The 24,205-nt window shown below is 36.6% G+C and carries 27 protein-coding genes; 22 read left to right on the forward strand and 5 right to left on the reverse strand.

The features are described from left to right. Positions 1-3 precede the first annotated feature (3 nt). From PZ898_RS18095 to clpB, 3 genes are all read right to left on the reverse strand, one after another. On the reverse strand, positions 4-540 hold the full coding sequence (locus PZ898_RS18095) for a hypothetical protein (protein ID WP_062672220.1): 537 nt from the start codon (positions 538-540) through the stop codon (positions 4-6). A 203-nt stretch (positions 541-743) separates the two neighbouring features. After that, a complete protein-coding gene (locus PZ898_RS18100) occupies positions 744-896 on the reverse strand; it encodes a hypothetical protein (RefSeq protein WP_277693896.1) in 153 nt (50 codons plus the stop codon). Positions 897-1,034: 138 nt separating this feature from the next. Then, complete coding sequence (gene clpB, locus PZ898_RS18105) at positions 1,035-3,629, reverse strand: ATP-dependent chaperone ClpB (protein ID WP_062672218.1); 2,595 nt, start codon at positions 3,627-3,629, stop codon at positions 1,035-1,037. 372 nt (positions 3,630-4,001) lie between these two features. Between clpB and PZ898_RS18110 the strand changes: the two genes are divergently transcribed. From PZ898_RS18110 to PZ898_RS18200, 19 genes are all read left to right on the forward strand, one after another. Next, on the forward strand, positions 4,002-4,580 hold the full coding sequence (locus PZ898_RS18110; RefSeq protein WP_062672216.1) for a TetR/AcrR family transcriptional regulator: 579 nt from the start codon (positions 4,002-4,004) through the stop codon (positions 4,578-4,580). A gap of 238 nt (positions 4,581-4,818) precedes the next feature. Continuing rightward, entirely contained in the window at positions 4,819-6,135 is a 1,317-nt protein-coding gene (locus PZ898_RS18115; protein WP_277693897.1) for an AMP-binding protein, read from the forward strand. Beyond that, positions 6,135-7,220: a 2Fe-2S iron-sulfur cluster-binding protein gene (locus tag PZ898_RS18120; protein ID WP_062672212.1), complete on the forward strand. Its 1,086-nt coding sequence runs from the start codon at positions 6,135-6,137 to the stop codon at positions 7,218-7,220. The genes PZ898_RS18115 and PZ898_RS18120 overlap by 1 nt, the downstream gene beginning before the upstream one ends. Positions 7,221-7,305: 85 nt before the next feature. Continuing rightward, entirely contained in the window at positions 7,306-8,244 is a 939-nt protein-coding gene (gene paaA / locus PZ898_RS18125) for a 1,2-phenylacetyl-CoA epoxidase subunit PaaA (RefSeq protein WP_062672210.1), read from the forward strand. Between the two features lie 7 nt (positions 8,245-8,251). Further along, a complete protein-coding gene (locus PZ898_RS18130) occupies positions 8,252-8,854 on the forward strand; it encodes a hypothetical protein (protein WP_277693898.1) in 603 nt (200 codons plus the stop codon). Positions 8,855-8,871: 17 nt separating this feature from the next. Further along, positions 8,872-9,153 (forward strand): 1,2-phenylacetyl-CoA epoxidase subunit PaaB, encoded by a 282-nt coding sequence (gene paaB, locus PZ898_RS18135; RefSeq protein ID WP_062672207.1) that lies wholly within the window; start codon positions 8,872-8,874, stop codon positions 9,151-9,153. A 90-nt stretch (positions 9,154-9,243) separates the two neighbouring features. Further along, positions 9,244-9,993 carry a 1,2-phenylacetyl-CoA epoxidase subunit PaaC gene (gene paaC / locus PZ898_RS18140; protein ID WP_123279576.1) on the forward strand — a complete coding sequence of 250 codons (750 nt, stop codon included), beginning with the start codon at positions 9,244-9,246 and terminating at the stop codon, positions 9,991-9,993. 6 nt (positions 9,994-9,999) lie between these two features. Beyond that, complete coding sequence (locus PZ898_RS18145; RefSeq protein WP_277693899.1) at positions 10,000-10,809, forward strand: alpha/beta fold hydrolase; 810 nt, start codon at positions 10,000-10,002, stop codon at positions 10,807-10,809. 3 nt (positions 10,810-10,812) lie between these two features. After that, a complete protein-coding gene (gene paaD, locus PZ898_RS18150) occupies positions 10,813-11,277 on the forward strand; it encodes a 1,2-phenylacetyl-CoA epoxidase subunit PaaD (RefSeq protein WP_034695803.1) in 465 nt (154 codons plus the stop codon). Between the two features lie 142 nt (positions 11,278-11,419). Then, the gene (locus tag PZ898_RS18155; protein ID WP_120233616.1) at positions 11,420-12,220 is read left to right on the forward strand and encodes an enoyl-CoA hydratase-related protein; all 801 of its coding nucleotides are present in this window, start codon (positions 11,420-11,422) and stop codon (positions 12,218-12,220) included. Positions 12,221-12,326: 106 nt separating this feature from the next. Next, complete coding sequence (locus tag PZ898_RS18160) at positions 12,327-13,460, forward strand: 3-hydroxyacyl-CoA dehydrogenase NAD-binding domain-containing protein (RefSeq protein ID WP_277693900.1); 1,134 nt, start codon at positions 12,327-12,329, stop codon at positions 13,458-13,460. A gap of 92 nt (positions 13,461-13,552) precedes the next feature. After that, a complete protein-coding gene (locus PZ898_RS18165; protein ID WP_277693901.1) occupies positions 13,553-13,861 on the forward strand; it encodes a hypothetical protein in 309 nt (102 codons plus the stop codon). A gap of 9 nt (positions 13,862-13,870) precedes the next feature. Next, positions 13,871-14,284, forward strand: a complete 414-nt coding sequence (locus PZ898_RS18170) for a hotdog fold thioesterase (RefSeq protein WP_277693902.1) — start codon at positions 13,871-13,873, stop codon at positions 14,282-14,284. An 89-nt stretch (positions 14,285-14,373) separates the two neighbouring features. Beyond that, entirely contained in the window at positions 14,374-15,579 is a 1,206-nt protein-coding gene (gene pcaF / locus PZ898_RS18175; RefSeq protein WP_277693903.1) for a 3-oxoadipyl-CoA thiolase, read from the forward strand. Between the two features lie 96 nt (positions 15,580-15,675). Next, a complete protein-coding gene (locus PZ898_RS18180) occupies positions 15,676-16,269 on the forward strand; it encodes a transferase hexapeptide repeat family protein (RefSeq protein ID WP_047373921.1) in 594 nt (197 codons plus the stop codon). Between the two features lie 18 nt (positions 16,270-16,287). Next, positions 16,288-17,115: an alpha/beta hydrolase-fold protein gene (locus tag PZ898_RS18185; RefSeq protein ID WP_120233612.1), complete on the forward strand. Its 828-nt coding sequence runs from the start codon at positions 16,288-16,290 to the stop codon at positions 17,113-17,115. A gap of 103 nt (positions 17,116-17,218) precedes the next feature. Beyond that, positions 17,219-19,714, forward strand: coding sequence for a phenylacetic acid degradation bifunctional protein PaaZ (gene paaZ, locus PZ898_RS18190; protein ID WP_062672190.1), 2,496 nt, complete (start codon positions 17,219-17,221; stop codon positions 19,712-19,714). A gap of 118 nt (positions 19,715-19,832) precedes the next feature. Next, the gene (locus PZ898_RS18195) at positions 19,833-20,558 is read left to right on the forward strand and encodes a hypothetical protein (protein WP_062672188.1); all 726 of its coding nucleotides are present in this window, start codon (positions 19,833-19,835) and stop codon (positions 20,556-20,558) included. A 125-nt stretch (positions 20,559-20,683) separates the two neighbouring features. Beyond that, on the forward strand, positions 20,684-20,845 hold the full coding sequence (locus tag PZ898_RS18200; protein ID WP_157885761.1) for a hypothetical protein: 162 nt from the start codon (positions 20,684-20,686) through the stop codon (positions 20,843-20,845). 57 nt (positions 20,846-20,902) lie between these two features. Here PZ898_RS18200 and PZ898_RS18205 read toward each other — a convergent pair whose 3' ends face one another. Next, positions 20,903-21,580 (reverse strand): CPBP family intramembrane glutamic endopeptidase, encoded by a 678-nt coding sequence (locus tag PZ898_RS18205; RefSeq protein ID WP_277693904.1) that lies wholly within the window; start codon positions 21,578-21,580, stop codon positions 20,903-20,905. A 229-nt stretch (positions 21,581-21,809) separates the two neighbouring features. Here PZ898_RS18205 and PZ898_RS18210 point away from each other — a divergent pair, with 229 nt between their 5' ends. The 3 genes from PZ898_RS18210 to PZ898_RS18220 are packed head-to-tail and all read left to right on the forward strand — an operon-like array spanning position 21,810 to position 23,269. Beyond that, the gene (locus PZ898_RS18210) at positions 21,810-21,935 is read left to right on the forward strand and encodes a hypothetical protein (protein ID WP_277693905.1); all 126 of its coding nucleotides are present in this window, start codon (positions 21,810-21,812) and stop codon (positions 21,933-21,935) included. Positions 21,936-21,959: 24 nt separating this feature from the next. After that, a complete protein-coding gene (locus tag PZ898_RS18215; protein WP_277693906.1) occupies positions 21,960-22,580 on the forward strand; it encodes a DUF4241 domain-containing protein in 621 nt (206 codons plus the stop codon). A gap of 2 nt (positions 22,581-22,582) precedes the next feature. Beyond that, on the forward strand, positions 22,583-23,269 hold the full coding sequence (locus PZ898_RS18220; RefSeq protein WP_123279569.1) for an SMUG2 DNA glycosylase family protein: 687 nt from the start codon (positions 22,583-22,585) through the stop codon (positions 23,267-23,269). A gap of 82 nt (positions 23,270-23,351) precedes the next feature. On the opposite strand, the gene PZ898_RS18225 is transcribed toward PZ898_RS18220, so the two are convergent. Continuing rightward, the gene (locus tag PZ898_RS18225; RefSeq protein WP_062672179.1) at positions 23,352-24,173 is read right to left on the reverse strand and encodes a T9SS type A sorting domain-containing protein; all 822 of its coding nucleotides are present in this window, start codon (positions 24,171-24,173) and stop codon (positions 23,352-23,354) included. Between the last annotated feature and the right edge of the window lie 32 nt (positions 24,174-24,205).

Raw genomic sequence — 24,205 nt, forward strand, 5'->3', positions numbered from 1 at the left:
TTATTAATATAATTCACCAAACGAGTTCTTGGGAGGCGTTAGTTGTCCATTATTTTCTCCAAGACCTGTATCATCATCTTCTTCTCCTCCAATACCTTTGGCAGATCGTGCATTTAATGCTAAAGGTTTGCCATCGATATCTGGAGATTGATTGAAATCGTAATCATGAAACTCTCCTGTTTCATCAGCTTTTTTTAACGTCGGAATCATTACTAATGTATGCTTTCCTGCATATTCGGTAGGAACAGGGTGAGAGTCCATTATAGACCAGTTGTCTTCTTTTGGATAAGCAGCATAATAAAATCTTATTCCTAAATCTTCCGTAGATACATCCGGATTCACTTTTGCAGCTTCAGCTTCAATAGTAGCAATGAAATTTTTTAATTTCGGAAGGTCAAACCAGATGGAATGAGCATCTTGTGTCCCTAAAGCAGTGTTAATAACATTTAGATGATTTTGACGGTAGTTGTCAATCAGAGCCTGGATAAGGCTTTTTGACATAGTACCAGGCTGTAATGGGTTGTTTGATTCTGTATTCATAGCTTAGTGGTTTACGGTAAAACTCAATTAATATGCAAATCTCGTAAAAAATATTATAGAAAATGTATTTGCTAATTGGGAATTACACTGTTATTTTTACCGTGTTTTTACGGATTGTATGTAAAGAATACAGCTTTCATGCGATTGAAATCTGTATGGATGTTACAAAAAAAACGGAGAAAATACCTTTCTCCGCCTATTCTTTAAATGCATGGATACTTTCTCCAGTTCCTGCAAATGTATCCTGATGTACAACATAAATTGACCGGACAATTCATATTTTCATCACACATAATGATAGGAGTGATAAGACCGCCATCAATTTTCTTCAAATCATTTCTTTTTAGCTTTTTCATACTGATTCTGTTTTAGTTATTAGTATAGTAAAGATAAGTTTATTTCACTTAATTAGGATAAAAAGTAAAAAAAAATAAGTGCTGCAGAGTATTCTGCAGCACTTATTCACAAAAATAATGTATATGAAAAAAACTATTTTATTGTTCGGTAGGTCGGAAAACTAATCCTGTTTCTACAAAATAATCAAGCGTAATTCTGTCTCCGTCATTCACATTTCCGGCAAGAATTTCTTTAGATAATTTGTTTAGAACTTCCTGTTGGATTACTCTTTTCAATGGTCTTGCTCCGAAAGCAGGATCATAACCTTTATCCATCAGATAATCTACCGCATCCTGAGTGAAAGTCATAATGATGTTTCGTTTAGACAACATTTCATTAAACCCTCTCAGCTGATACTGAACAATTTTTCCGATTTCTTTTTTTCTTAGAGGCTGGAAAAGTACAATTTCATCAATTCTGTTCAGGAATTCCGGACGCAGGGTCTGTTTTAAAAGATCAAAAACTTCATCTTTTGTTTTATCCACAATTTCATCCTGGTTTTCCTCTGTAAGGTTTTCAAAATTCTCCTGAATCAGGTGTGAACCTAAATTAGAAGTCATGATGATGATAGAATTTTTAAAATTCACTACCCGCCCCTTATTATCCGTCAGACGTCCATCATCCAGAACCTGAAGCAATGTGTTGAAAACATCAGGGTGTGCTTTTTCAATCTCGTCTAAAAGCACTACAGAATAAGGTCTCCTTCTTACTGCCTCAGTCAATTGTCCACCTTCATCATAACCTACGTATCCTGGAGGCGCTCCTACCAATCTCGACACACTGTGACGTTCCTGATACTCACTCATATCAATTCTGGTCATATTGTTTTCATCATCGAATAAGAACTCTGCCAGTGCTTTTGCCAGCTCGGTTTTACCGACTCCGGTTGTTCCCAGGAATAAGAAAGATCCAATTGGCTTTTTATCATCACTTAAACCGGCTCTGTTTCTTCTGATCGCATCAGCAACTGCCTGAATAGCTTCATCCTGTCCTACAACTCTGTGGTGTAGCTCAGTTTCAAGATTCAATAACTTATCTCTTTCTGATTGTAGCAATTTGGTGACAGGAATACCTGTCCATTTCGCAATCACTTCAGAGATGTTTTCTGCAGTAACTTCTTCTTTGATCAGCTCATTCTGATGATTCTGCATTTCGAGTTCAACCTTGGTAAGTTCTTCCTCTTTTTCACGAAGCTTTCCGTATTGGATCTCCGCTACTTTTGCATAATCTCCGGCTCTGGAAGCTCTTTCCGCTTCGTGTTTCAGAGATTCTATATCTTTTTTGATCTGGGTAAGATCTTCACTTTTCTGTTTTTCTTTCAGCCATTTGGCATTGATCTCATTTCTCTGTTCGGATATTTTGGCAATATCTTCTTTGAGGTGATCAATTTTAGTCTGGTTGCCTTCTCTTGAAATAGCGGCCAGCTCAATTTCCATCTGCATCAGTTTTCTGTCCAGCACGTCCAGCTCTTCCGGCTTGGAATTGATTTCCATTCTCAGTTTTGCAGAAGCCTCGTCAATAAGGTCAATCGCTTTATCCGGTAAAAAACGGTCTGAAATGTATCTTTGAGACATTTCCACCGCAGCAATAATTGCCTCGTCTTTGATTCTTACTTTGTGGTGCGCTTCATATTTATCTTTAATCCCACGAAGGATGGAAATTGCAGATTCAGTATCCGGTTCTTCCACCATTACTTTCTGGAAACGTCTTTCCAACGCTTTATCTTTTTCAAAATACTTTTGGTATTCATTCAATGTAGTGGCACCAATCGCTCTTAATTCTCCTCTTGCCAAGGCAGGCTTTAAGATATTGGCAGCATCCATTGCTCCCTCACCACCTCCGGCTCCTACCAAAGTGTGGATCTCATCAATGAAAAGAATAATCTGACCATCAGACTTAATTACCTCATTCACAACGGATTTTAAACGCTCTTCAAATTCACCTTTATATTTTGCTCCGGCGATCAAAGCTCCCATATCCAACGAGAATAAAGTTTTATCCATCAGGTTTTCAGGAACGTCACCACTGATAATTCTATGGGCAATTCCTTCCGCGATCGCTGTTTTACCCACACCCGGTTCTCCAATAAGGATGGGGTTGTTTTTGGTTCTTCTGGAAAGGATTTGTAAAACCCTTCTGATCTCTTCATCACGCCCGATCACCGGATCCAGTTTGCCCTCTGCTGCCAACTCGTTGAAGTTTTTAGCATACTTATTTAAGGATTGATAAGTTTCCTCTGAACTGGCAGAAGTTGCTTTGCTTCCTTTTCTTAATTCTTTGATAGCACCTTCCAAAAGATTTTTGGTCACACCCATATCTTTCAGCATTTTTGATACTTCAGAAGTGGTTTCCAAAAGGGATAACCATAAATGTTCAATCGTTACATATTCATCACCCATTTTCTTAGCGATGTTGGGTGCATCCAGCAATACTTTGTTGGCAGATTGTGATAGATAAATGTTTCCTCCTTGTACTTTTGGAAGTTTTTCTAAATTTTCACGGTTGCGCTCTCTTACTAAATTAGCATCTGCTTCAGATTTTTTTAATAAGAAAGGTGATATATTTTCATCTACCTGGAAGATTCCTTCAAGAAGATGTTGAGGTTCGATACTTTGATTGCCCAGTTCCATAGCAACCTGTTGTGCTGCCTGGATGGCTTCCTGTGATTTTACGGTATATTGGTTTAAGTTCATATTTTTATATATTTTTGGTAATGGTTTGTTTAAAGTTTAGTTTTTAAAAAACATCAAGAAACCAAATTCTGAGGCTTAGTTTCTTAATGCCATCAATTATTTAATCATTTATTCGATGACTGTATCGCAAAAACTATTCAATTATTAAATTTACAAAAAAATAGGACAAATTTTCCGGATATTGTATTTTTAACGGAAATTTAACTTGACAGAATTTCCGATTTCGTAATTATTTCTTGGAAATCCATGAACAAAAAGTCATAGTAACAGAAAATAACTAAAGCTTGAGACTCTAGGCGATGGGTCTTTTTTCTTTTTATGCTCAAAAAATGAACAGTTTAATTCAGAATAATTACTTTTGCATTTTACCAGATGGAACTAAAAGAAAAACAGAGAAAAATATTAGAAGTAGCCGTAGAACTTTTCAAAGAGAAAGGGTATATGGGGAGCTCAGTAAGAGACCTGGCTACGAAACTCAATATCAAAGCAGCATCACTGTATGCACATATCCGTTCAAAGGAAGAAATTCTGGAATGGATTTGTTTCGGTATTGCCCAGGAGTTTTTCGATGAACTTCAGGAAGTAAAAAATACCAATATCGCTCCCAGAGAAAAACTGAATCTCTTATTGGATAAACACTTATCTGTTGTTCTTAAAAATCGTGATGTTACCCATATCTATTCCAATGAATGGAAGCATCTAGAAGAAAGGCTTCCCGAATTTGTAGAATTAAGGAAAAACTACCAGCAGGAAGTAGAAGAACTGATTTCTGAGATCTACAAAGCAGAAAACTGGGAACTGAAATCACCATCATTTACCACCAGATTTATCCTTCATACTTTAAATAATTCCTATTTCTGGTTCAAAAGAAGCAGCGATTCTACGGATGAAATTACCGAAGAAATCAGAGAGAAAATTCTTTTCGGCCTGCTTGGAAACCAGAAAAAATAAGCACTCCGTTTGTCATTGACTACGTCGAGTCTTCGATTTCTGACGAAGGATGAATTTCGTACCAAATGATCAGATTAAAGATTCTTCGCTACACTTCGTTCCGCTCAGAGTGACCATTGGACAGAATTTTAACTGTCTTTCTTATTTAGAATCATTCAAAATATGACAAAAGTCATAAAAATTTTGCCAGCTTCCGAAATCTTTTTAAATTTACACCTAACAAATGTTAGTTAGTTTTATGGATTTTTCAGTTGAATATCTGGAGCTGGGTCAGTTGAGACAGCTTCAATCCGGCCGGTTGATCAGCCTGATCAGCTATTTGGGAGAGAAGTCGGAATTTTATAAAAAGAAATTTGATGAATTGCAAATATCTCCACAGGATATAAGGTCGATTGAGGATATCGCTAAACTTCCTATTACTTACAAACAGGATTTAAGAGATAACTATCCGTTCGGACTATTTGCCGTTCCTAAAAATGAGCTTCAGCGTATACACTGCTCAAGCGGAACAACAGGAAAACCGACTGTGGTAGGGTATACCAAAGAAGATGTAGATATTTTCAGTGAAGTGGTGGCAAGATCTTTACATGCTGCTGGAGCAAGACCGGGAATGCAATTGCACAATGCTTATGGCTACGGAATTTTTACAGGAGGTTTAGGCCTTCATTACGGAGCCGAGATGTTGGGGATGAGTGTTCTTCCTATTTCCGGAGGGATGACGGCAAGACAGGTAGACCTGATTATAGATTTCAAACCTGAAGTGATCTGTTGTTCACCGTCATACGCTTTAACGATTGCGGATGAATTTGCCAGAAGAGGAATTACTGCAGAAGAGATCAGTCTCAAATATGCTGTGTTAGGCTCGGAGCCATGGACGGAAATTATCAGAGGCCATATTGAAGAAAAATTAGGCGTTCATGCAACCAATATCTATGGATTAAGTGAAATTATCGGTCCCGGAGTTTCCATGGAGGATTTTGAAGAGAAGGGAGGCGCTTATATCTGGGAAGATCATTTTTATCCGGAAATTTTAGATCCGGTGACCAAACAGCCGGTTCCTTTCGGAGAAGAAGGAGTATTGGTGATTACCACTTTAACCAAAAAAGCAATGCCGCTTTTACGTTACTGGACAAATGATATCACAAGCCTTTACTACGATGAAAATGCCAAAAGAACCATGGTAAAAATGAAACCCATTGTCGGGAGAGCAGATGATATGCTGATCGTAAGAGGAGTCAATGTTTATCCAAGTCAGATTGAAGATGCTTTTTCTTATGTAAAAGGAGTGGTTCCAAACTACTATCTTACGCCTGTAGAGAAAGAACATATGTGTATTGCTTTGGATATTGATGTTGAAATCGATGATGAATTGGTAAAATCTCAAAAAATAGAATCAAATACCGATGATTATTTTAATTTTGTCGGCAACTTTGGGAAAAATATAGAAAACGAAATAAAAAAGAGAGTAGGAATCACTACGAAAGTAAAAGTTCATGCTCAGGACAGCCTGCCAAAGTGCGAAGGTGGAAAAATTAATAGAATACTTAAAAAATAATGAATTCATTTTATAAACTTAAAACAGTTAAAGTTCAGAAAGATACTTCCGAAGCAGTGAATGTGGCGGTAGAAATTCCTGAAGAACTGAAAGATAAGTTCAGGTTCAAGCAGGGACAATATCTGAATTTCCGAATGATGATCAACGGAAATGAAGAAAGACGTTCTTACTCTATCTGTAATGCTCCAAGTGAAAAAGGCAACACGCTGGAAGTATTGGTGAAATTGCTGGAAGGCGGAAAGGTGTCAGGGTATTTCAATGAACACCTTCACATGGATGAAGTGCTGGAAGTAATGCCTCCGATGGGTGGTTTCAATACTTCATATCACCCAAGCAATGTAAAAACTTACGTTGGCCTGGCTGCAGGAAGCGGAATTACGCCTGTATTATCCAATATTAAAGAAAGCCTTTATCAGGAACCTAACAGTAACGCTTATCTGTTTTACAGTAACAGAAGCATGAATCATGTTTTAAGAAAGGCAGAGATTGATAAACTTGTAGAGCACTTCAACGGAAGACTTAAAGTGATTTACCTGGTAAGCCGTGAGAAACACGAGGACCCTGTTTTTGAAGGAAGAATTTCGTCAGAAAAATTAGAGCAGCTGTTTGAAAGATATACAGATATTGATGTAAAAGAAGCTACTTATTTTATTTGCGGACCTTCAGAAATGATTAAAGGGATTGCAGACTATCTGAAAAAAGATAAAAAAGTACCTGCTATTCAGGTTTTATTTGAATATTTCACCGCTCCGGATGAAGAAAATACGGAGGAAATGAGCGATGAATTCAAAGCCATTGCCAATATTGAAAGTATGGTAACGGTTATCATTGATGATGATGAATATTCGTTCCACCTTAATTCTAAAAAAGAGAGTATCTTAGATAAAGCATTGAAAGACAACCTTCCTGTACCTTTTGCATGTAAAGGAGGTGTTTGTTGTACGTGTAAAGCACAAGTTCTGGAAGGAGAGGTTTTCATGGAGAAAAACTATGCGCTTACCGAAGAAGAAGTAGCCAGAGGCTATGTTCTTACCTGCCAATGTCACCCTACAACGAATGTGGTGATGCTTAATTATGATGTTTAAAAATTAATGTAACAATATAACAATGTATCAATATAACAATCATTGGTACATTGCTAGACTAATACATTGTTAAATTGAAAAAATTATGGACTTAGAAAAATTTGTTCAATACGTTCACGAAGAAAATAAAGTAGAACCAAAAGATGTAATGCCAGATGATTACAGAAAGCTACTGGTTCGTCAGATTTCACAGCACGCCCATTCCGAAATTGTAGGAATGCTGCCGGAAGCCAATTGGATCTCCAGAGCACCTTCATTGAGAAGAAAAATGGCTCTTTTAGCGAAAGTTCAGGATGAGGCAGGCCACGGCTTATATCTTTATTCTGCCACCGAAACTTTGGGAGACGGAAGCATCCGAGCAGACAGAGATGCTACTTATGATGATATGCTGGAAGGAAAAGCAAAATATTCAAGTATTTTCAACTATCCTACCCTAAGCTGGGCTGATATCGGTGCCATCGGTTGGTTAGTAGATGGTGCTGCTATTATGAACCAGGTAATGTTGATGGGGAACTCTTACGGTCCTTATTCAAGAGCGATGGTGAAAATCTGTAAGGAAGAATCATTCCACCAAAGACAAGGGTATGAAATTCTTATGGCATTGTGCCGTGGAACAAAACAACAGAAAGAAATGGCTCAGGCTTCACTAAACCGTTTCTGGTGGCCGGCTCTGATGATGTTCGGACCTAATGATGACAGCTCACCCAACTCTAAAATCTCTATGAATTACAGAGTAAAAAGAGAAAGTAATGACAGTCTTCGTCAGAGATTTATCGATGTTACCGTTTCTCAGGCTGAATTCTTAGGATTAACCATTCCGGATAAAGATCTGAAATGGAATGAGGAAAGACAGCATTACGATTTCGGAGAACTTCCCTGGGATGAATTCATGGAAATCTTAAAAGGAAACGGTCCTTGCAACAAAAAGCGTATCGAAACGAAGAGAAAAGCTCAAAGAGAGAATGCTTGGGTAAAAGAAGCTGCGGCGGCTTTTGCAGAAAAACAGAACGAAAAAGTAAACTAGAAAATCAGTGAAAACCTTACTTCAGATATTTTTATTATTGGCTATTTCTTTTTTTAAAGGTCAAAGTGTTGATATACTTGCAAACATACCCTTAAAACTTGATAGAGAAAATGAAGTAAGAATTTACGTTGGTAATGGAATTACAAACAGTGGAAAAGTTTTTAGAATTTATCTTAACGAAAATAAAAAATGGAATGTCGAATTAGTACAATGGTTTTTTCCAAAAAAGATAAGTGAAGATGAATTTCAATCAATTCCTCCTATTGTAACAAAGCCAAAATCAAAGATTCCATTAAAAGAAGTCTTTTTAAATCTTGAAGCATTAAATATTGGAGATCTTCCAAAAGAAACATTTTTTAATTATAAAAAATCAAAACGAGAAGTTATTTTTGATGAAGATGAAAAAGATTATGTTTTAATGTCGCAGGAGATGAGTGTCTTAGATGGTGCAGATTTCTTAGTGAAATATAAGTCTTATAATAGACAGAATGAGTTTCATTATCTTAATCCCCAAGTCTATTTAGATAAGTACCCAGGGATTGATGAATATGAAAGTTTCATGAAAATTTTAAAATATGTTGAAGATAGCTTCAATATCAAATTAAATTAAAAAAATAAAAATAGATAATGAGTCAATTAGATATGTGGGAAGTGTTTATTCAGACTAAACCGGGATTATCTCACAAACACGTTGGAATTGTACAGGCACCAACAGCAGAAATGGCTTTGCAGAACGCAAGAGACGTTTATACAAGAAGAAAAGAAGGAACCTCTGTTTGGGTTGTTCCAAGTAAATATATTGTGACTTCGGAAGGAGTAGATAAAGAAGCATTCTTTGATCCGGCTGATGATAAACTATACCGTCATCCAACTTTCTACGAGATTCCAAACGACGTAAAAAATATGTAATTAATAAAGACTTCAAGATGTGAGATCTCAGATACTAGACTTTTTTGTCAATCTGAAATCTAGCATCTGAAATCTGAAATCTACTAAACAATGAACCCATTATATAATTATTTATTAAAACTTGCAGACGACAGTTTCATTATGGGACAGCGTTTGTCTGAATGGTGCGGTGAAGGTCCTTACTTAGAGGAAGATATTGCATTGACAAATATTGCGTTGGATGAACTAGGTCAGGCGAATAACTTTTACGTTTACGCTTCAAGAGTGATTGACAACGGAAAAAGTGAAGATGATATCGCATTTTTAAGATATGAGCATGAATATGTGAATGCACACTGGGTAGAACTTCCTAATGAAGATTATGCACAGACTATTCTTAAAGTATATGTATTGTCTGTCTATCAGAAACTGATGTATGAAGCATTATCAGACTCTGCTAATGAAGAATTGGCTGCCATTGCTCAAAAATCATTGAAGGAAGTAAGATATCACTATACACACGCTGCATCCTGGATGAAAATCTTTGCTCAGGGAACGGAAGAAAGTCGTGGCCGTTTGGTAAAAGCCATTGAAAATATCTGGGAATATACGAAAGGTCTTTTTGCTAAAACTGAAGGAGAAGATGACCTTGTTGTTTTAAATATTGCTCCCAATTCAGATGCTCTTTACGAAGAATTCCTTGCAATTACCAAGAAAGATTTTGCAGATTTTGGGTTAGAATATCCTGAAAATGCTTTCATGCAGCCAAAATCAAGAACAGGATACCATACAGAATATTTCGGGTATATCCTTTGTGAGCTTCAGTATATGCAGAGAGCGTATCCTGGCTGTACGTGGTAGTAAATTATGAAGAAGTTGCTTCTTGGGATATTGGCTTTTTTTCTTGCAGCCTATGTGATACTATGTGTTGGAATCTATTTCTATCAGGAGAAAATTATTTTTTATCCTGAAAAGTTACCCGAAAATTACAAGTTTACATTTGATGGTGATTTTGAAGAAGTACCCATTAAAATTCAGGATGGAAAGCATTTGAGTTCTGTTTTATTCAAAACACAAAACCCAAAAGGAGTCATCTTTTATCTTCATGGAAACGGAGGATCAATAAAAGGTTGGGGAGAAGTAGCTCCATTATATCGGAGTATGAACTATGATACGTTTATACTTGATTACAGAGGATATGGAAAAAGCGAAGATAAAATTAACAGTAAAGACCAGCTTTTTTCGGATGTTGAGAATGCTTACAAAGAGCTTTTAAAACGATATCCTGAGAATGGAATTATTATTTTGGGATATTCTGTAGGAACAGGATTAGCTGCAAAATTAGCATCCATGCATAATGCAGGATTATTGATTTTACAGGCACCATATTACAGTATGGAAGATGAAATGAATCAGAAATTTTCATTCCTTCCGAAGTTTTTACTGAAATATAATTTTGAGACTTGTGAATATTTAAAAACCGTTAAGTCACCAGTCGTTATTTTTCACGGTGATAAAGATGAGGTTATTAACTATAAAGCCTCTTTAAAACTTAAAAATAACTTTAAAAAAGGTGATTGTCTGATTGTATTAAAAGATCAGTATCACAACGGCATAACAGATAATTTAGATTATCAGAAAGCAATGAAAATAATCCTTGATTCTGATAAAAAATAAAATATGAATCAGCTTTTAGATTTATTAAAAACCATTCCCGATCCGGAAATTCCGGTCATTGATATTGTGGAATTAGGAATTGTAAGAGATGCACAGATTACAGGTGAAAATACCTGTGAAGTGATCATTACACCTACTTATTCCGCTTGTCCTGCCATGTTTACCATTGAGGAGGATATTATCAAAATGATGAAAGAAAACGGATGGGATGCCAAAGTAGTCACCAAGATGTTTCCGATCTGGACAACAGACTGGATTACTGATGAAGCGAGAGAAAAGCTCCGTGTTTACGGAATCACTCCTCCCGAAAAAGGAGCAGACGAACACCACATCGGAAAACCGAAAAAATGTCCGCGCTGTGGTTCCGAGCATACCAAACAGATCAGCAGATTTGGGTCTACTTTGTGTAAGGCCTCTTATCAATGCTTAGACTGCCTGGAGCCATTTGATTATTTTAAATGTCATTGATGAATAATCAACCCATACACAACAAATTTTACGGCTATGCAAAGCATAACGAAGGAATTGTTAGAATGTTAAATTATTAGACCGTTACATTGATTTATATTGTTAAATTAGTGCGTTGTTAAATAATAAATTAATAAAAACTATGTATACACAACTTGATATTGAAACGCATTTTGACGGAAAGCTGAAAATCGCATATCTTAACCAACCGGACACGATGAACGCCCTTACAAAACCGGCTTTATCAGATCTTAGAGACTTTGTTAAAGAGTGCAGCGAAGACGAAACGGTAAGATGTGTTGCCATTTCCGGAAGAGGAAGAGCATTCTGCTCAGGTCAGAATCTGGACGAAGCATTTGTAGTAGGCAAAGAACACCATGATCATGACATCATCAGAAAAATTGTGGTAGACTATTACAATCCATTAGTAATGGAAGTTACCCGTTGCAAAAAACCGGTTATTGCTTTAGTAAACGGTCCTGCAGTAGGAGCTGGAGCAATGTTGGCTTTAATCTCTGACTTCGTTTTAGCGAATGAGAAAGCATATTTTGCTCAGGCATTTTCAAATATCGGTTTGATTCCTGATACAGGAGGAACTTACTTCTTACCGAAACTTCTAGGTAGACAATTAGCCAATTATTTAGCATTTACAGGTAAAAAATTATCTGCAGAAGAATCTAAAGCGCACGGCCTTGTAGCAGAAGTGTTCACTGAAGAAGAATTTGTGCCGAAATCTATGGAAATTCTTGAAAGAATGGCAAACATGCCGACAGCAGCCATCAAGCTTACGAAAAAAGCATTTGCCAATTCTTATAACAACACATTGAAAGAACAGCTTGAACTGGAAGGTGATCTTCAGCAGGAAGCTGCAGAAACAGAAGACTTCATTGAAGGAGTAAACGCCTTTTTACAGAAAAGAAAACCTAATTATAAAGGAAAATAAGAACTAATATAACAATGTACCAATGTAGCAGTTTATCAATGAGATGCTTCGACAAGCTCAGCATGACAATGATTGTTACATTGTTACATTGATACACTGTTACATTATGAAATATGTAGGAATTATCGGTGCCGGAACCATGGGAATTGGCATTGCACAAGTAGCCGCAACGAACGGATGCAAAGTATGGGTTTATGACGCCAACGCAAAACAAGTAGAAACGGCAACGGTAGGTTTGGAAAAAACCTTGACCAAATTGGTTGATAAACAAAAAATTTCGGCAGAGAAAATGACTGAAATTTTAGCTAATATTTCCATTGCTACCGAATTGAAAGATTTCAAAGATTGTGAGCTGATTATAGAAGCCATTATCGAAAACAAAGAGATCAAAACCAAAGTGTTTACAGAGCTTGAAAACTATGTTTCAGAAAGTTGTGTTCTCAGTTCCAATACCTCATCTATTTCTATCACCTCTCTGGGTGCAGAACTCAAAAAACCGGAGCGTTTCATCGGAATTCACTTTTTTAATCCGGCTCCATTGATGCCTTTAGTGGAAGTTATTCCATCCTTATTAACAGAAAAAACATTAGCAGAAAAAATTTACAACCTCATGAAAGAATGGGGGAAAACTCCTGTTATTGCCAAAGATATTCCCGGGTTTATCGTCAACAGAATTGCCAGACCTTACTATGGGGAAGCCCTTAGGATTGTTGAAGAAAACATTGCAACACCTGAACAGGTTGATGAAGCCATGAAAACGCTGGGGAATTTCAAAATGGGACCTTTTGAATTGATGGATCTTATCGGAGTAGATGTCAATTTTGCAGTAACAACTACTGTGTACAAAGATTATTTCTACGATCCCAAATACAAACCTTCTTTATTACAGCAAAGAATGTCTGAAGCCAAACTTCACGGCAGAAAAACAGGAAAAGGGTTTTATGATTACAGCGAAGGCGCAGAAAAACCTATTCCTCAGAAAGACGATGCTTTATACCAACAAATCTTTTTAAGAATCATTTCCATGTTGATCAATGAGGCTGTTGAAGCGAAAAGATTAGGAGTAGCCAATGATGAAGATATCGAGTTGGCCATGCAAAAAGGCGTTAACTATCCAAAAGGATTATTAAGCTGGGGGAAAGAAATCGGATATGCAAAAATCTCCGAAACCCTTCAGAATCTTTATGAAGAATATCAGGAAGAAAGATACAGACAAAGTCCTTTACTTCGTAAATTATAAAATATACCAATGTATCAGTTTAGCAATGGAACAATCATTTTATAAACATTGCTAAACTGATAGATTGTTAAATTGCTACATTTAAAAAAATAATGAATATAGATGAATTCAGGGCTGAACTGGAGACCAGACTTTTAATTGAGAAACAGTATTTAACTCAGGAAGCTTCCTCCGTTGATGAGCATGAAAGACTTGAGTTTTTAGGAAAATTTAATGAAAAATATAAAGAGCTGATCAAAAGACTGGCCAACGAAAATGGAATTGATTTAAATGAACCCTATGCCGCTGAAAATTCATCAGACTCAGAAAACCTTTCATACGGGCAGATTATTCTTGGGAAAACCATGAGTGTTTACGACAGATTATCAGATGAGCTGTATGAAGAAATAATAAACATATAATTAACAGAAATGAATCCAAGACAAGTAGCAGATTATATGTTCAATCAGGATTATTTTTCCCAGTGGATGAATATTAAAATGATTGAAGTAAAAGAAAATTACTGTTTAATAGAAATGCCAATCAAGAAGGATATGCTGAACGGACTTAAAACAGTTCATGGCGGAGTTACCTTTGCGTTTGCAGACTCTGCGCTGGCATTTTCCTCTAATAATACCGGAGATGCAGCTGTAGCATTGAACTGTATCATCAATTTTACCAAAGCAGGAAAGGAAAGTGATGTTTTCAGAGCAGAAAGTGTTTTGGTCAATGATACGAGGAAAACAGCTGTTTATGACATTCAGATTACCAATCAAAATAAAGAGCTGATTGCAAAATTTGTAGGAACAGTTTACAAAATCGGGAAAAAAGTAACAGAATTATAATAAGCAGTAAGCTTGAAGCAATAGGCCGTAAGCTTTTTTGAAGCTGACAGAGCCTACTGCATAAAGCTTAAAGCCTAAATCAAATAAAAATGAACAACGTATACATCATAGACTATGTCAGAACTCCCATTTCAAAACTGCAGGGAGGATTATCAGAAGTAAGAGCAGATGACCTGGCTGCTATTGTGATCAAAGAAGTGGTAGCAAGAAACCCTGAAGTTCCAGTTGAGGAAATTGAAGACGTTATTTTCGGATGTGCCAATCAGGCGGGTGAGGATAACAGAAATGTTGCCAGAATGGGACTTTTATTAGCTGGTCTTCCTTATAAAATTGGAGGAGAGACTGTTAACAGATTGTGTGCTTCAGGGATGTCTGCGGTAGCCAATGCATTCCGTTCCATTGCTGCAGGAGAAGGAGAAATTTATATTGCAGGAGGAGTAGAGCATATGACCCGCTCACCTTACGTGATGTCAAAACCAAGCGCAGCTTTCGGAAGAGACAGCCAGATGTTTGATACTACTTTCGGTTGGCGTTTCATCAATCCTAAAATGAAAGAATTATACGGCGTTGATGGAATGGGAGAAACAGCTGAAAACTTAGCGGATATTCACCAGATCAACAGAGAAGATCAGGATAAATTTGCCCTTTGGTCTCAGCAGAAAGCAACTAAGGCTCAGGAAAGCGGAAGGCTGGCAGAAGAAATTGTAAAAGTTGAAATTCCTCAGAGAAAAGGTGATCCCATCGTTTTCGAAAAAGATGAATTCATTAAACCAACTTCATCGATGGAAGGGTTGGCCAAACTTCGTCCCGCTTTCAGAAAAGAAGGAACGGTAACTGCCGGAAACGCCTCAGGAATGAATGACGGAGCCGCTGCTTTGATTTTAGCAAGTGAAGAAGCCGTTAAAAAATATGGGTTGAAACCCAAAGCAAAAATTCTGGGATCTTCCGTGGCAGGTGTTGAACCAAGAATTATGGGAATCGGACCGGTAGAAGCTACTCAGAAATTATTAAAGAGATTAAATCTTTCTCTTGAAGATATAGACATTATTGAACTAAACGAAGCATTTGCAGCACAGGCATTGGCTGTAACAAGAAGCTTAGGGCTGAAAGATGACGATGCAAGAATAAACCCGAACGGAGGTGCAATTGCAATCGGTCATCCACTGGGAGTTTCCGGAGCAAGAATCGTAGGTTCTGCAGCAATGGAACTTCAGAAGCAGGATAAAAAATATGCATTGTGTACCCTTTGTATCGGTGTAGGTCAAGGATATGCAATGGTCATCGAAAAAGTATAATGAATTTGAAAGTGATTTAATTTGAGAAGTTGAAAAAGTTTAAAACCATTATTAATTTTCAAATTATTCCATTCTCAGATTTTCAAATTAAAAAATATGAACATCTACTCATACCACGGGATTCGTCCCATTATAAAACCTTCTGCTTATATTCATCCGCAGGCAGTCATTATCGGGAATGTAGAAATAGGTGAGGAAGTATATATTGGTCCCAATGCGGTCATTCGCGGTGACTGGGGAAAAATTATCATTAAAGACGGAGCTAATGTACAGGAAAACTGTACTCTTCACGTTTTCCCGAATATAGAAACGATCCTGGAAGAATCTGCACACATCGGACATGGCGCGATTATTCATTCCGGGCACATTGGAAAAAACTGTCTGATTGGAATGAATTCTGTGGTAATGGACAAAGCCTATATCGGCGACGAAAGTATTGTTGGAGCATTAGCTTTTGTACCAGCCAATTTCAGATGTGAACCAAGAAAACTGGTGGTAGGAAGTCCTGCAAAAGTGATCCGTGATGTTTCTGATGAAATGATTCACTGGAAAACAGAAGGAACAAAATTATATCAGGAGCTGGCAAGAGAAGGAAAAGAAGCTATTCTACCTTGCGAACCGTTTACAGAATATGTTCAGCAGATCCCAACTAAAATTGTGGATTACAGTATTTGGGATGATATAAAATAATAACCATTACAATTAAATATGATTAAAAAAATTGCGCTTGCATGCAGCATAATGTTTGCGGTGGGGTGTACGTTATCAGCACAGACTGTTGCTACAAAACCGCTTACAATAGGAGAAGTGAGGACCATTAAGTCCAAAACCTTAAATGAAGACAGAACGCTGAATATTTATCTTCCACAGGGATATGATAAAACAAAATCATACCCGGTAATTTATTTATTAGATGGAAGTATGAACGAAGATTTTATTCACGTTACAGGATTAGTACAATTCTTTAATCAGATGTATTCCATGCCGGAAACCATTGTGGTGGGAGTTGCTAATGTAGACAGAAAAAGAGATTTTACCTTTCATACGGATTTGAAAGACTTACAAAAAGACTATCCTACAACAGGACATTCAGATAAGTTTATTGCATTCGTTGAAAAAGAACTAAAGCCTTACGTGGAAAGTCAGTTTAAAACTGCAGATAAATACCTTTTCGGTCAGTCTTTGGGAGGACTATTGGCAACGGAAATCCTTTTAAAAAAGCCGGAAATGTTCAATAACTATTTTATTATCAGTCCAAGTTTGTGGTGGGATGATGAAAGCCTTTTAAAACAAGCTCCACAACTGCTTTCAAAATCCCCGGACACTAAAAAGTTTGTCTACGTTTCTGTAGGAAAAGGTGAACATCCGGTAATGATAAAAGATGCAGAAGTTTTCTATGATGTTTTGAAAAAAGCAGGAAAGAAAAACTGGACATTAGAATATAAAATGATGGAAACAGACAATCATGCAACCATTCTTCACAGAAGTTTGTATGAAGGATTAGTGAAATTGTTTCCTTATCAGGAACCGAAATAAAAATAAATGTAACAATATACCAATGTAAAAATGTAACAATAAATCCACAGCAAACAATTATTGGTAAACTGTTACACTTCTACATTGATAAATTAAATATTTTATGGAAAAGTTAAAAAACTATATCTACGGACAATGGGTAGAAGGTACCGGAAACGGAGTTCCTTTGTACAACGCCGTTACAGGAGAACAGGTAGCTGTTTCCGATACAGAAGGGCTTAATTTTGAACAGGCTCTTGACTACGGAAGAACCGTAGGGTACAAAAACCTTTCTTCAATGACTTTCTACGACCGCGGAGAAATGTTGAAAAAAGTAGCACTTTACTTACTGGAAAGAAAGAAAAAATACTATGACTTATCATACAAGACGGGAGCTACCCACATAGATTCGTGGGTGGATATTGAAGGAGGTTTCGGAACTTTCTTTACCTATTCCGGATTGGCAAAAAGAATGCTTCCGAATACTTCATTTTGGGTAGATGGTGATACCCAGAAGATTTCTGCTAACGGAACTTTCCTGGGAACACATATCTTAACGCCTAGTGAAGGAGTCTCAGTACAGATCAATGCTTATAACTTTCCGGTTTGGGGTATGTTGGAAAAATTGTCAACTTCATTGTTAGCGGGTGTGCCTTCTATTGTAAAACCATCTCCTTTCGGGTCTTACCTTACCAATGCTGTATTCCAGGATATGATTGAAAGTGGAGTATTACCTGAAGGAGCTGTTCAGTTAGTGTGCGGAGAACCAGGAAATATCTTAGATTATGTACAGGATGGAGATTCTGTATTGTTCACAGGTTCAGCCAATACAGGAAGAAAATTAAAATCACTGCCATCTATTGCAGGAAATGCGGTTCGTTTCAACATGGAAGCAGATTCATTAAACTGTTCAATTCTTGGATTGGAAGCAAAACCGGGAACTCCTGAATTCGATCTGTTCATCAAAGAAGTTCGTAACGAAATGACGACAAAAGCAGGGCAGAAGTGTACTGCGATCAGAAGAATCATCGTTCCCGAGCATTTAATCGGTGATGTTCAGAATGCTTTATCTAAAGCTTTAGATCAAACAAAAATCGGAAACCCATTAAGCAGAGAAACCAAAATGGGATCTTTAGTGGGAAGACAGCAGTACGAAGAAGTTCTGAGAAAAGTAAACCTATTAAAATCAGAAACAGAACTTGTCTATGACGGTAAACACGAACTGATAGATGCTAACTATGAAAATGGTGCATTTATGAGCCCGAAATTATTCCTGAACGACAGGCCTTTTGAAAAAAATATCTCTCATGATGTAGAAGCTTTCGGACCAGTATCTACATTGATGCCGTATAAAGATGCTGAAGAAGCAGCTGCACTGGCAAAAAGAGGAAAAGGAAGTCTGGTAGGATCTATTGTTTCTCACGATGAGAACTTTATCGCAGAGACTTCATGGAAAATGGCTTCCCAGCACGGAAGAATCTTTGTATTGAACAGAGATAACGCCAAAGAAAGCACAGGTCATGGTTCTCCACTTCCGACATTAATGCACGGAGGTCCTGGTAGAGCTGGTGGCGGTGAGGAAATGGGCGGACTTAGCGGTCTTCATTTCTTCTTACAGAAAACAGCTATTCAGGGATCACCGGATGTGTTGAAAGCTATTACTAAGATCTACCAGCAGGGAGCAGAGAAAAAATTCTCAGATAAACATCCTTTCCAGAAATATTTTGAAGAAGTGGAAGTAGGAGATTCTTTGGAAACAGCAGGAAGAACGGTTACTGACGCAGATATCGTTAATTTCTCCAATGTTTCATGGGATCATTTCTATGCCCATACAGATGCTACAAGTTTAACAGGTACTATTTTCGATAAAACTGTTGCTCACGGATATTTCATTCTTTCAGCAGCAGCGGGATTATTCGTTTCAGGTAAAAAAGGGCCTGTTATTGCCAATTACGGATTAGAAGAATGTAGTTTCTTCAAGCCTGTATATGCCGGAGATACGATCACTGTTTATCTGACAGCAAAAGAGAAAATCAACAGAGGAGTAAAAGGAAGAAATATTCCTTCAGGTGTTGTAAAATGGCTGGTTGAAGTTGTAAACCAAAGAGATGAGGTAGTTTGCGTGGCAACAATTTTAACACTGGTAGCAAAACAATCTCCTTTCATTGATCTGAATTTGAAAAATGTTCAGAAAATACTGAATGGATTAACAGAAAGTACACCTGCACTTTGGGGAAAAATGTCTCCTCAGCAGATGTTAGAACATCTTGAACAGGCGGTATTGGTAAGCTTTGGAGAGCCTGAAGCAGAAAAATGCTTTACTCCAGAAGAAAATCTTGAAAAATGGCAGGATTCTCTTTACAACCACAGAGCAATGCCAAAAGAATTTACAGCTCCATTCCTTCCGCAGGACGGTTCACTTCCGGAACCCAAACATAAAAATCTGGAAGCAGCAAAACTGTCATTCATGGATAACCTGAAGAAGTTTGTGATCTACTATAAGGAAAACCCGCAGGCAGAGCACATGAATTACGTTTTCGGAAAGCTGAATAAAGAAATGTGGGAACTGATGCACAAAAAGCATTTTACACACCACTTCCAACAATTTGGATTGATTTAATTCAAAATAAAATATAAATTTAGAGTCCCTTCCGGTTTAAACTGAAAGGGACTTTTTAATAACTCCTGCCAAGGTTTGAAACCTTAACATAAGTAATAAAATTTGAAAATTTTTAATCATGAAATCATTAAAAACTTCTTTTAACATTGTCTTTTGCGCTTTCTCAATTTTATTTCTTTTTTCCTGTTCAGGAAATCTAAAACAAGATAAAGACGGCTATTATTCTGAAGAAAAATTTGTTGACAGTCTGAATGTGGGAAGAAAAGGTAAAACTAAAGTAGAGTTTGAAAAATTTAGACATATTAAGAATGGTGATGTATTTGTTACCTTGAATGTTTATGATCTAAAAGATATTTGGGTGGAAAGTAAAGGATCTATGTTTCATACCTGGGAATTAAAAAATACTTTTAAATTTATCAAAGATGGAGTAACGGGTTTAGATGTTCAAATTGGTGATTTTAATAATGATGGCTTTAATGATGTGACTTATCAAAGTGGAATCGCAGGAAGAGGAGGAAATATAGTGATGACATTATTTGTTTATGATCCTGAGAATAAAGATTTCATCCACATCAAAAATTCTGAATCTTATCCAAACTTAACTTATAATCCTAAATTAAATTGTATTAATTCACTGATTTTAACTGGCTCTACTATCACATCCTTTCTTACAATCAGAAAAGACTCTCTTCAAGAATTTGCCAGAGTGGATGTTTCTGATAAAATAGTGGTGGAAGAAAAAGATTCTACAGGCAAGTTTAAGGTTATTGAAGAAAAAGTATTCAAAGGAAATGATAAGGATCTCTATAAGGTTTTTAGAAATTATAAGCCTTTAGAATATTAGTCTTGTATAAATTGAAATATTCATTATTTCAGTTAGTTATGGTTTTTTGTTTGAAAAATTACTAACTTTAATAGGCGAAATCCGAAAAGCATATAGAGTAGGAGAGAACATCAAAACCAACCACTATGAAAAACTTAAAAAAACTTTCAAGACATGAGTTGAGATCTCTTAAAGGAGCCGGGCCAAACTGGTCTTGCACCCTTAATCCTTGTCCTCCTGGAAGCTGTTGTCTTCCTGGAAGATGGCCTGATATTGCCAGAGCATGTTATATCTGTGCGGATTCTTAGACTTTTTTAACTTAAAACAATACACAAAGCTGCTACTCCTCGTGATTGGCAGTTTTTTTATATTTTTTTCTTAAACTTAAAATATCCGTACATTAAAATGGGTAACGCGAATATCTGAAACAAAAAAACAAGCAATGAAGGGATTCCTTCCAAATGGTTTATATTGGCTTTCATGAAGAGCTGTTTGCCTAACGGACCATTTGAAAATACAATAATATTAAACAAATTCCAGCCCAGATGGAGACCTATAGGAAGATATAGAGATTGAGTTTTAGCAAAAGATACAGCCAGCATCCACCCAAAGATAGCAGTCATTCCAAAAATAATTCCCATCTGAAAAGGATTTCCAAATGCATTATAAGAAAACCAATGGTAGATTCCGAAGCACGCAGCAGATAAAAGGCAGGCTTTTGTCGTTCCCCATTTTTCTATAGCAAGATAAAGCAAAGCTCCTCTGAAAAGTAATTCTTCAAACAATACAGACTTCAGAACCCACCATATACCCATCAATACAGCGGATAATGTAAGTTGCTTATTCAGAATCCAGCCATTATTGATGAATGCAGTTGTCATGATATGATAAAGGCTGCAAATAGCAGCAGCCAAAAGAAGACCAATGCTCCAATGAGCCAGCCTTGTTGAATTAGGCTTAAATCCTAAAACAGAAAGATCCTTTTTTGCTATAAACTTAAGGAGAAGCCATGAAATGATAAGCTCAATGATAATTCCGATCATAGGTTAAAAGTTTTAGGTGAAATCGCTATTTCATTGAAAACGAATTTAATAAAAAAATAATATGAATTAAAACTTAGGAAGAGGATCATGAAATATGATAATTCAGTTTCTTTTTGATCGATAATTTATTTAAGTGAATGATTAAGTTTTAACATATTCTTAGTTTCAGCCTCTTCTTTCCCTTGTAAAAAAGTACTAATTTTAAAATTCAATCATAAAATCGAGAGCAATGAACGAAAAATGGATGCAAAAATGGGAAGAAGTAAAAAATATTCTGGTTAGTCCTACAGATCTGGAAACCTATTTTATTTCTGATGAAATTATGGGGCTGAAAATGGAGACCATGAAAATTTGAAATGTTTCTCTTCCTTCCGGAAAAGTGGTGGTAAGAGATCCGCTGGTATCCCTGAATGGCAATCAATCGCCTTATTTTATTCAGGCTCCGAAAGGGAATTTTCCTGTAGCTATTGCTGTAGTAAAATCTGAAGATTGGGGAGATAGATATGCTGTTATAAAAGTTGAATTTACCAAAGAAAAACCTGTTATTTATAGAGAAGCATTGGTCGGGATTGAAGAATTGGAAGGCGTAACCGATGATGATTTTTTTGGTTTTGAGGTGGATGCTGGTTTAGGTTGTATTGCGGATAAAGAAGTGCTTCCTTTTGTAGATCAATTTGTTGATGAAATAAATGTCGACAATGTTTATGATGATTATTTTGCAGAGCTTTTCTCACAAAGCTATAAAGATTATCCCAACAATCAAAGAGAAGCAGGAGACTGGATCAACTGGACGGTTCCAGGTACCGACTATCAGATTCCGATGTTTGCCAGCGGCTTTGGTGACGGCAGCTACCCTGTTTATTTTGCTTATGATGGCAATGGAGAGATATGTGGTTTATATATTCAATTTATTGATATTGAACTGGCTTTAAGTGAAGAAGATGAAGATGAGGATATTGATGATGATCAGCCTGAAAATTTTATTTTTTCTAAAAACTAAATATGAATACAACTTTTGCAGACCATGTTATTACATTCAATGAAAATCTGAACTATATCGGGAATCTACCTGAAGGTTTTGATGTTCTGAATCCGTATCTGGAAAATCCTGAAACATTGATGGTAATGCAGAAGTTTTATCATAAATATTATAATGATTCATCTCGAAGAAAATTTATCATTGGAATCAATCCAAGCCGTCATGGAGCTGGAGTAACAGGAGTCCCGTTTACCGATACCAAAAGATTGGAAAGTGTCTGCGGAATCAAAATGGAATCTGCCCATACCCATGAAATTTCTTCCGTATTTATGTATGACATGATGGAGAGCTATGGTGGAGCTGATCTTTTTTACAAAGATATTTATATCAACTCTCCATTTCCATTGGCTATCGTAAGGAAAACAAAAAACGGATGGCTTAATGCCAATTACTATGATGATAAAAAACTTTTCGAAGCGGTAAAAGACTTTATGATAGAATCTCTGAATAATCATATCAGCCTTAATCTCGATACTTCAGAAGTTTTTGTTCTTGGTAAGAAGAATGCCGATTTTATTTCAAAATTAAATAAAGAAGCAAAATTGTTTGATACAATGACGGTGTTGGAACATCCAAGATATATCCAGCAGTACAAATTGAAAGAAAAACAGCTTTATATAGACAAGTACATTTTAGCTTTGCAGAAATGACAAAATCCCTTCGTCGAAAGGGATTTGTCATTCATGAATTAGAATCTTTATGGGAATATGGAACTTGTGAAATTTCTTACGATTAGTTTTTAATAACTTTCGTAGATTCTGTTGCTGTTTTAATAATATAAACTCCTTTTGGAAGCTCTGAAATATTGATTTCATTATTCCCTTTTTGAGTTTGTATAGTTTTCAGCATTTTACCATCCAGACTATAGATTTTAGCTTCACTGGCTTTTTCTGTAGTAATAGAAATAGGTCCGTTGGTTGGATTAGGATAAACAGTCAGGTCTTTTTTAATGCTTTTAGTTTCCGAAGTACCCAGTACCAGATTACTGTCTTTCACCCAAGTGAAAGCATCCAAACCTACATATCGGAAAGCTCCGTTCGCGGTGATTTGTAACTCATCAATCACAATGTTTGAATAATTCTGACCATTTAAGTTGGTAAGATCAATTAAGGTGTATCCATTTGTGCTGCCTAAGCTGGTTGCAAATCCGGTAGTTTTTGTTTGCGTAAATTTTGTTACACCGCTTAGTTTTCCGGTTACAGTAAGTGTTCCTGCTACATTAAGATCCAGGTTCAATGCAGAAAGATACATCCAGAATCTGTTTACTTTAAACAAATTGGAAGTGGTTTTTATACTGAATGATGGCGGAGATTGAGTATTGTTAGAATTATCAATGTATCTGTTATCATTAGCTGTTCCACTCCAGCCAGTTCCCGGGAAATTCCCCTGAATATCAAAAACACTTACATGTGAAATGATATTGAAAATGACTCCATTATCGGTGAAGCTTGTACTCCCGTTCGATTCTGTCTCAAATTGTTCCGTACTGGTCTGCCCGAATGAGAAAATTGAAATGAGCAGACTACAGATTGCTAAAAAAGTAGTGCTTTTCATGATTTTTGTTTTAAATGTTAGGTTATTGTATA

The sequence above is a fragment of the Chryseobacterium sp. WX genome, from assembly GCF_029542485.1.
In the GTDB taxonomy this organism is placed as follows: Bacteria; Bacteroidota; Bacteroidia; order Flavobacteriales; family Weeksellaceae; genus Chryseobacterium; species Chryseobacterium cucumeris.